This is a genomic window from Candidatus Igneacidithiobacillus taiwanensis, from assembly GCF_031962545.1.
Taxonomy (GTDB): Bacteria; Pseudomonadota; Gammaproteobacteria; order Acidithiobacillales; family Acidithiobacillaceae; genus Igneacidithiobacillus; species Igneacidithiobacillus taiwanensis.
The window spans coordinates 1-7,887 of the sequence record NZ_JAVRKK010000104.1 but is presented as its reverse complement, the minus strand read 5'-3'; the positions used below and the strand labels follow the sequence as shown (position 1 = coordinate 7,887).

General features: G+C 58.8%; 5 protein-coding genes and 2 tRNA genes. 3 read left to right on the top strand and 4 right to left on the bottom strand.

Translation table 11 applies throughout. The annotated features are described in order from the left end of the window. The first annotated feature begins 142 nt into the window (after nucleotides 1–142). Together RTI30_RS11050 and RTI30_RS11045 are read left to right on the top strand one after the other, a co-directional pair. Nucleotides 143–218: transfer RNA gene (locus RTI30_RS11050), tRNA-Thr, on the top strand. 618 nt (nucleotides 219–836) lie between these two features. Further along, the gene (locus RTI30_RS11045) at nucleotides 837–1,124 is read left to right on the top strand and encodes a hypothetical protein (RefSeq protein WP_312263267.1); all 288 of its coding nucleotides are present in this window, start codon (nucleotides 837–839) and stop codon (nucleotides 1,122–1,124) included. Between the two features lie 1,065 nt (nucleotides 1,125–2,189). Here RTI30_RS11045 and RTI30_RS11040 read toward each other — a convergent pair. The 3 genes from RTI30_RS11040 to RTI30_RS11030 are packed head-to-tail and all read right to left on the bottom strand — an operon-like array spanning nucleotide 2,190 to nucleotide 6,332. Continuing rightward, complete coding sequence (locus RTI30_RS11040) at nucleotides 2,190–3,353, bottom strand: efflux RND transporter periplasmic adaptor subunit (protein ID WP_312274854.1); 1,164 nt, start codon at nucleotides 3,351–3,353, stop codon at nucleotides 2,190–2,192. Next, nucleotides 3,346–4,725: an efflux transporter outer membrane subunit gene (locus RTI30_RS11035; RefSeq protein WP_312263269.1), complete on the bottom strand. Its 1,380-nt coding sequence runs from the start codon at nucleotides 4,723–4,725 to the stop codon at nucleotides 3,346–3,348. Before RTI30_RS11035 ends, RTI30_RS11040 begins: the two co-directional genes overlap by 8 nt. Before the next feature lie 41 nt (nucleotides 4,726–4,766). Next, complete coding sequence (locus RTI30_RS11030) at nucleotides 4,767–6,332, bottom strand: MFS transporter (protein ID WP_312263270.1); 1,566 nt, start codon at nucleotides 6,330–6,332, stop codon at nucleotides 4,767–4,769. Nucleotides 6,333–6,416: 84 nt separating this feature from the next. On the opposite strand from RTI30_RS11030, the gene RTI30_RS11025 reads away from it, so the two are divergent. After that, nucleotides 6,417–7,313, top strand: coding sequence for a LysR family transcriptional regulator (locus RTI30_RS11025; RefSeq protein WP_312263271.1), 897 nt, complete (start codon nucleotides 6,417–6,419; stop codon nucleotides 7,311–7,313). A 424-nt stretch (nucleotides 7,314–7,737) separates the two neighbouring features. Here RTI30_RS11025 and RTI30_RS11020 read toward each other — a convergent pair. Beyond that, nucleotides 7,738–7,813, bottom strand: a tRNA-Ala gene (locus tag RTI30_RS11020). Nucleotides 7,814–7,887: the final 74 nt, after the last annotated feature.

Here is a 7,887-nt window from a genome sequence, read left to right as displayed (position 1 = left end):
ACAACGCCGAACGGCCACACCATCGACTCGGACAGAAACCACCGCTATCCTTCCTCCTCCAACATCTACCACAGTGCCAAAGGTGGTGGACGCATACAGCCCCTTGGTGAAAAGCCCGCAGAGCAATATAATCCAAGGCCACGCCGGCATAGCTCAGCAGGTAGAGCAGCTGATTTGTAATCAGAAGGTCACGGGTTCAATTCCTGTTGCCGGCACCAATAAAATCAAGCTGTTACGGTAACAGCTAACTCCTTTTTTTCGCCGTTATCGCTTCCAGTAGGCTAACAGTAGGCCAAAATCGGGGCGCTAGTTCCGCCCCAAAAGCGGGCATCGATGCCGCCTTTTCTGCGGCACCCAAAACAGCCGGGGCTATTGCTCTTAGATTCTGAGGCACAAGGACAACCAGCGATTCCCCCGCCGCCAAGTTGCACAGCACCCCCGGCGGCGGTTGGAGGGGAGGCTTGCTCTTGAGTTCTTCGGCAGCCTAGATACCGGCCCTAGCGAATAGCAAAGCGGTTGGCCGTAGGCCAAATTCGCGGGCCGGTAATGGCTGCAACGAAGAACGAGAGCAAGCATTACCCCTCCGCGCCAAGGGGTGCCTACGATAGGTAATAGTATGTTGTATCGTACTACACACACTCTAGGGATGGGGGCTCCCTCCGGGGGCGCTTCTCCCGGTGTATCCTCTCGTTTTCGGGGTACTGCTTAGACTCGGTGCCGCCTAAAACGGGACGTCGGCCAACCAGTCGGGGGTATACTCCGGCGGCGGGGGGCCCCAACTTGGGAAAAGGCGAAGCCCCCGAGTCGAGGCGCGGGGGCTTCTTGTTAAGCCTATCTTGGCGGTGGCCCTCCCGGCGGTGGCCCTCCCGGCGGTGGCCCTCCCGGCGGTGGCCCTCCCGGCGGTGGCCCTCCCGGCGGTGGCCCTCCCGGTGGTGGCGGGGGTGGTGCCCCTGGCGGTGGAGGTGGGGGTGGCGAAATGCCTAACCCCGCAAAATATGCCCCTGGCGGCGGTGGGGGCGGGGCGCCTGGCGGCGGCGGGGGCGGAGGCGGTGCCCCCGGAGGGGGCGGGGGTGGCGGCGCTGGGTAGTACTGATAGTAGTATTGGGGGTAGTAGTACCACATGAGGTACTGGGCGTAGAGCGGCTGCGGATAGTATTCCCCATATACTGGAGGTGGTGTCCAAAAACTGTACTGCGGGTAATTGGAAAACCCTACTGCATACCCAGGCCCACCCAAGTCCAGACTGAAATTCAATGGGTCGGCATTTGCGCTCACAATGCAACCAAGACTCGATACCAGCAATAGCGAGAGCAGAGTTTTCTTTGGCGACTTCAACATGGAAGACTCCTTAATTCTGCGTAGGAATGCTTAAAAGGAATCGCCAAGACCGACGGCACCGCGTAAGCCACCTGCGGTGTTACCATACTGGTTGGTCGTGCCCACCAATAAAACAAATAGTCGATTCTTTTTCATGGGATCACTCCTGATCTTGCGGCTTGCGAGACATGGGAGCAATCCTCGTGCCAGAGACAAAAACCGCCATGTTCTTCGAGAATTACTGGTAGGGCCCTCTCAAACCACCCGTAGTTTCCCACAGAGTTGTCGCCTGGTGGAGACGGCGGTGGGTTTCAGAAGCTTAGACCGGAGATATCTTATCAGTAGGAATCAGCGGATCTTCTGCGATTGCAGTGGGTTTCCTCCGGTTGGCATCTTTCCTGCTTGGGTACCCAGCGGGACGATCGGAGACAAATGATGCAGAGAAGACGTTGTAACCGAATTCTATCGTTAGGGATCGTATTGGTTTCTTTGGGCTGTGCGGCGATAGGTCTCGGTACTGTGCAGGCCGATACGCTCAACTTCGCGTTGAACATGCCCCCTGACGTATGGGGGCAACCTCCCGGAGAGGACCTGTATACCAATGGCTACAGTCCCGCGTATTCCTGGCGGGCTTACCGAAAAGAGGCACACTGGGAGCGACACTGGGAAAAGCGTCAGCGAAAGGCGGACCACCGCTATTGGAAAGCACGACGCAAATACTACAAGAGGATGTACAAGGCGCAACGGAAGTACGACCGCTCCATCTACGGGTATTAAAGGAGAACGCGAATGGATATCGATTGGTGTCTGTTCTCTCAACCTCGGCGCAGCAGCACATCTGCCTTCCTGTAAACTCTGCGCTCCCAAAATCTTTATGCATTTTTCGCGATGATCGCGCGTGCCAAGTGCCGCGCTTGTGCCAGCTCGCCAGCGTAGATCTGCGTGCGGTAGCCTCGTGTTGGTGTTTGCGTGATGGGTTGCAGTACGGTCTTGGCTCCTTTTGCGTCATGAATGGCAATCTGCGCAATCATGGAAAGACCCGGGCGCAGAGGATGACGGCGTAGCTCCGCGGGCAAGAGGGCGATACGGATCGGCACTCGCTCCACGATATGAATATAGTTGCCCGTGGCGTTCTCTGGGGGAAGCACGGCAAAGGCACTCCCCGCTCCCGGTACCAGTCCTTGCACAACACCGTGGTAGAGAACTCGGCTGCCGTAATAGTAGCTCTCCAGCCGCACCGGCTGCCCGGGCCGCAGTTGCGCCATTTCCGTCTCTTTGACGTTGGCCACGACCCAAAGATCGTCCAAGGGTACGATGGTAAAGAGCCGTTCGCCCGGATGCACCATCAGGCCCGGATAGGCTGAGCGCTGAGCGACGAAACCGCTGACGGGCGCCCGTAGATCGCGCCGTGCCCAGTCGATGTAGCGGCGTTCTAGCTCTGCCACCGCCGCGCGCACCTGGGGATTGTTTTGCAAGGTGGTACCGCCAACGAGCGCTTGCGCTGCCTGGAGTTTGGCTTGCGTTGCCGCCATCTCTGCCTGCAGTGCGGCCATATCTTGCCCCGTATTGGCGATTTGGATAGCGGCTACGGCACCGCTCCCCGCTGCCCCCCGATAGCGCTGCAGATCGTCTCGAAGCTTGCCGAGCTGGGCTTGCTGCGCACGAAGTTTTCCTTGGATTTCGTGTACCGCGGCAAATTCCCGACGCAGTTGCCGTACGGTTCGCCCCAAGGCGGCCTCGCTGGCTCGTAGGGCAAGTAGACTGCGGTCTCCTTGGAGGCTCGCGAGAATGGTGCCCGCGCGCACATACTCGGTGCTTTCCACATAGACGTGGCGAATCGTACCGGCGCTCTGCGCCTGAACGGGCGTGATGTTGCCCTCTACATAGGCATCGTTGGTACAGATGCGCTGACTGCCGATCAGCACCCACCAGACGGCCCAGCCCATGAGCAGCAACGCCAGCACCAAGCCCACTAGGAGATACTTGCGACGCGAACGATTCGACGCTTGGAGGGTTTCTACTGGCACCTCAGTCATCCTTTGTTTTCTCCAAATATCCCCCGCCCAACGCAGATTCCAACAAGGCCCAATTCTGCCAGCGTGCCGTGACGATGGCCGTTTGTCGTTGGCTGACCCGTATACGCGTAATTTCCGCTTCGATGCTGGGCAGTTCGTCACGCAAGCCCTGGCGCCAGGCTTGCTGCTGCAATTGCGACTGCTCCCGTGCCGCTGCTGCCGCGGTCTGCTGGGCCTGATCCTGCCGCTGCAGTTTCTGCGCCGTGCTCAGGCGGTCGGCAATTTCCCGCAACGCGGTCAGGAGCGTGCTGCGATACCGATCCTGAGCGATCAAAAACGCGGCATTCTGCGCCTTGAGATGCGCGCGCAGGGCACCGCCCTCAAAAATTGGCAGGGTGATGACCGGACCGATAGCGTGGGCGAAGTTCCCGGGCGCAAACAGATCGCCAAGGTGAATGCTGTCCCAACCGGCCAGGAGGCGAAGATTGATGTTGGGATAAAAGGCAGCCCGTGCCGCCCCCACCTCGGCCGCAGCCGCTTGCACTGCCCAACGGGCGGCGACGACATCTGGACGCCCAGCCAATAAGCGCAGAGGGAGTTCCTTGGGTAGTCCCGCCGGCGGGACGAGTGCCTGGGTTGCCAGCGCCTTGCCGGCTATCTGCATAGCAGGCCCAGCGCCGCACAATTCAGCCAGCGCGTGGCGCTCGGCAGCAACGGCTGCCCGAAATTTTGCAACCTGCTCCGCCGACTGCGCCACAGCCAGCTTCTCTGCATGTACCGGACTTGCGCTAGACAATCCCTGGCGAAAGCCGCCTTCGGCTACACCCTCGGCCCGCTCTTGCAGGGCGTGCAAATGCTCTGCCTCTCGCAGCAGGCGCAGGTCACCGGCGAGCGCAAAATACTGGACGACAACCGCAGTGCTGACCAGCAATCGCGCCTGGGCGGCCTCCGCCTCGGTCATGGCTAGCTGCCCGCGGGCCGCCCGTACCAGGTCGCGATCCTGCCCCCAGAGATCCACATGATAGCGCACGACAAGGGGATTGATTTCGCCAAAGGTATTGCTGGTGCCATTGGCACTGAGATGCAGACCCTGGGCCGAAAAATACTGCTGGGTCAGTGCCAAACTAGCATCAAAATGAGGCAAGAGCCGGGAGCGGGCAGTACCGACATCGGCTTGCGCCAGCAGCACCTTGCCCGCCGCCGCACGCAAATTTGGGTTCTGCTGCAAGGCAGCGTCTACCAACCGGTCGAGCTCGGGGTCTTGGGCACTGCGCCACCACTGTGCGGCAGGCCACGGCGTCGTGGCCATGTCTGCGGATCGTGGAATGCGCAGGTCTGCTTGATCCGCTGGGTTCTTGGGCAAATGCTCCGGCAGGCGAGCGCAGCCAGTCATCAGTACCACAACGCATGACAGTATCGCAGCCAAGCGCATCTTCATGGCTCGACCAGTTCTGCAATGGCCGTTTGCTCCGCAGCACTCTCGGTGCTCTGTACCCTGGGCGCGCGCGCGAGCAGACTCCACAGCGCAAGGAGCAAAAAAACCCATCCCGCAAGATAAAAAATTTCATTGAAGGCAAGCATGGCGGCGTGCTGTCGTACCGATGCTGCCAGCAGTCCGGGCAGGTGGGCAAAATGGCGCTGCGCCGCCTGCCAAAAGCTTAGATTGCTGCCCTGCACTTCTACCAGAAAATGACGATGGAGGTCTAAACGCCGTTCCCAGAGGGCGGCCACCAGTGGAATACCCAGGGCCTGACCAGTGCTGCGCAAGAGGTTCAACGCCACGGCAGCGCGCTGCTCTGCTGGGCCGGAGAGCCCCCAAAGACCCATCCGAGCCCAGGCACCAAAAGCCCCGCCAAGACCCAAGCCCACCAGCATTGGGGGCTCGGCAATACGGCTCGGCGAGACCGGGAGATCGTAACTCGATAGCCAAAAGGCAGCCCCAGCCAGAAGGAGCAGAGACGCTAATGCCAGGGGGCGTGGATCGTATCGCCCAAGATACCAGTGCGCAAAAGTAGCACTCACTGGCGCAAAAATGGCGAGACTGAGGAGTATCTCGCCGATGGCGCGGGCGCTGTAGCCAAAGCTCAGCTGATACTGGACGATGAGCAAAGCCAAGGTGCCCTGAAACACCAAGGCGGTCAAAAACACCCCGACGGCCGCCACCCGGAAATTGGTGTATCGAAAATTTCCCAAATCCAATGCCGGCAGAGATTGTCGTCGACACCACCAAATCGTCGCCATCGAAAAGACGAGCCCAAGGCCGGCAAGCAGGCGAATTTCCGAGGAGCGCCACCAGTCGTCCTTGCTCCCCAGATTACCGATCATTTCCAGGCTCAGTAGGCTCACCACCAAAAGGGCATAACCCAGCCAATCCATGCTTGGCCTTTCCCCACGACGCTCCGGCGCTTCCCATAGCCATATCCCAAGAAAACTCAAGAGCAGGATGGGCAGGTTGAGTATAAACAGCCAGCGCCAACCCCAGGCATCATCGATCCAACCGCCAACGAACGGGCCGATGGCAAAGGGCGTGATGGCGGCAATACCCCAAAGCAGCAGGCCATGATCCCGCCGATCGCTGTGGTAGTGGCGCAGCAGGATGTTCAGTGAGAGAGGAATACTGAGACCTCCCGCGAGGCCGGCAATGATCCGAGCCGCTAAAAAAGGCGCGTACTCGCGGGTGGTGGCGTTGGTCAGCGAGGCACAGAAAATCGCCGCCAGGCAAAAGAGCAATCCATTGCGATCACCAAAGCGTTGGCTGACCCAACGCCCGAGGGGCAGGCCCAAACCCAAAGCCAAAAAGTAGAGATCTTGGGTCCAGTCGCCATAGATCATATTGCGCCCCAAGGAGGCAATGACCCGAGGGATCATGGGCAGGTAGGCGCCACCATTGAAAAGCACCAGAAAATGTCCAAGGCCAATGGCCAAATTGACGGCCAGGAAGCGCCCCGGGGCCGCGTGCGCGCTGACGGTATGGAGTTGACGATGGAGAAAGCGAAGCATAGTGGCCTTAAAAAAACCCAGGGCGGAGCCTAGCAATGGAAACGCTATCGGACCAATAGGAAGTTATGATAGAAACTATCGGTCATGACGATATCTACCCTTTCCCTGGAACTCCTCGAAACCTTTCTGGCGGTAGCCGAGAGCGGCAGCGTGAGCAAAGCCGCCCAAATCCTCCACCGCAGTCAACCAGCAATTTCTGAACGTCTGCAACGACTTACCGAGCTAGCGGGCGAACCCTTATATTATGGTATTGGGCGCGGAGTTCGCCTGACGGCGGCGGGAGAGGCCTATCTCGGCCCCGCCCGTCGCCTTCGAGATCTCAAGCGGGAATGGGCAGACATGGTCCAGCGCCGCAAACAGCTACAGGAAGGTGTTCTCAAGATTGCCGCCACCAATACCGTAGCCAACTATTTTCTGCCGCAATACTTGGTGCGTTTTCGGCAGGATTACCCCGAGATAGAACTACGGCTGCGGGGTGGAATCACGGACTGGTCTCAATACTCTCTGATGGACTGGGATCTCTTCTTCCTGGAAGAGGGTGCGCCGATAACGGGACTACCGCCCCACTATGACGCCAGGCCCTGGCTCGAGGACGAGATTCTCGCCATCTTCCCCAAGGGGCATGCCCTCGCCAAAAAGTCCGGCTTAGGTTTGGCCGATCTGGTAGGCGAGCCGCTGGTCTGGCGCGAGGAGCAATCGGGCATTCGCCAGCGCATGCTGCAAGAATTCCGGAAGGTTGGCATCGAGCCCACCATTCGCATTGAGGTTAACGGTGTCGAAGCCATGGGCACCGCGGTAGCGGCTGGACTCGGCATCGGCTTCATCACCAGTACCGCCTTACGCCACCGCTCCGATTGGGCAATCGAAAGCCGTCGATTAGGCGACCCTATTCATTGGACCCTATATCTGGTTGCCCCCAAAGCCCCCTACCGCTCCCATACCATCGCTCGTTTTTTGCAGTATGTAGATCCCGCTGCGTAAGACATCAACCCGAGAGACTATTTTGGCTGACCTCTGAAAAACTACAGCTCCAAAGCGGGAGAACGACTCCTCTTGCGAGGGGCATCAGGAAGGCGTGAAGCACAGTAACGCATGCACCTCGTCCAAATGCACCACCTGTTGCATGCTCAAGACGAGTCTATGTTGTTCCAGTCAGCTTCTACGACAACTCGTATGTTGCCGGTTGGCTGATGCTTTCTGCTATTGCTGCTTTCCTGTCGTGCAATAGGAAACCCTAATTGCTTACTAAAAATAGGCCTTATCAAGATGTTTGCTGCCGGACGGCTGCCAGAGCGGGATTCGTTGCGATTCATCCAAATTCATCGCAATTGCGACGAATAGAAAAGTTGGGAAATTGGAAGTGTTATTCCTGAAGGATGACAATGTCAGGACAGGCTATTTTAATTGGTGGAGCCAAGCGGGATCGAACCGCTGACCTCTTGAATGCCATTCAAGCGCTCTCCCAGCTGAGCTATGGCCCCGTTTTCTGGTCGGCGTACTATTCCAGAAGCCGGGGTCCGTGTCAACAGACAACGCGTCAGGCGCGGCGCCGACC

Bases quoted from the DNA above. Each gene is read 5' to 3' on its own strand.
- RTI30_RS11025 (WP_312263271.1), top strand. From the start codon at position 6,417: ATGACGATATCTACCCTTTCCCTGGAACTCCTCGAAACCTTTCTGGCG.
- RTI30_RS11040 (WP_312274854.1), bottom strand. From the start codon at position 3,353: ATGACTGAGGTGCCAGTAGAAACCCTCCAAGCGTCGAATCGTTCGCGT.
- RTI30_RS11035 (WP_312263269.1), bottom strand. From the start codon at position 4,725: ATGACTGGCTGCGCTCGCCTGCCGGAGCATTTGCCCAAGAACCCAGCG.
- RTI30_RS11030 (WP_312263270.1), bottom strand. From the start codon at position 6,332: ATGCTTCGCTTTCTCCATCGTCAACTCCATACCGTCAGCGCGCACGCG.